The organism is Vibrio sp. Y176 (assembly GCF_033438945.1).
In genome coordinates this window covers 1-532 of sequence record NZ_JAWOQS010001113.1, presented here as the reverse complement: position 1 = coordinate 532, position 532 = coordinate 1, and the positions used below count along the sequence as shown (strand labels likewise).

At 50.2% G+C, this 532-nt stretch carries 1 protein-coding gene; it reads right to left on the bottom strand.

Annotated elements, in window-relative coordinates; genetic code table 11:
• Positions 1-532: type II secretion system protein GspL (gene gspL / locus R7O13_RS30490; protein ID WP_318305674.1), on the bottom strand; the 532-nt coding region annotated here is incomplete at both ends.

Here is a 532-nt window from a genome sequence, read left to right as displayed (position 1 = left end):
CAGTACTTACCCCAAGAAGACTTCGGCTTAAACTCGCCAGTTAACAGGTTCGTTTTACTACTCGCGACGCCTTTTGCGAGCAACGCCATCGTCATTTCTTCTGGCTTAGGAACCCATACACTCTCAACAGTCGATTCTGGCACGGAACTGTAGCATTCGAGTTGCCAACCTTCATGATTTTGCAGGTAAGAAGAGAGATAAAGGTCCAGCCACGCCGAATCCACCACCGCGCCTTCCGTCTCTGAGTGACGAATTAGCCATTGCTCACCAATCAGTGCCGCACTGCTGTTGTCATCACTGACAGGCAATGCCAATACATCTGGCAAGATGCGTTTGATGGTCAACCCTTGGCTAGCAAAACGCTGTAGCACGGTTTGTACCCATGCGCGCTCGACCGCACACACTTGTGCTTTATCCGCTTGCTTACCCAATACGGTGAAGTGCAAGCTATCCACATCTTGCGCGACTTCATCTTCAATCAAATAAGGCAACATGTTGTCGAACTGACGTGTTGCACCAGGCGGAATGTCCA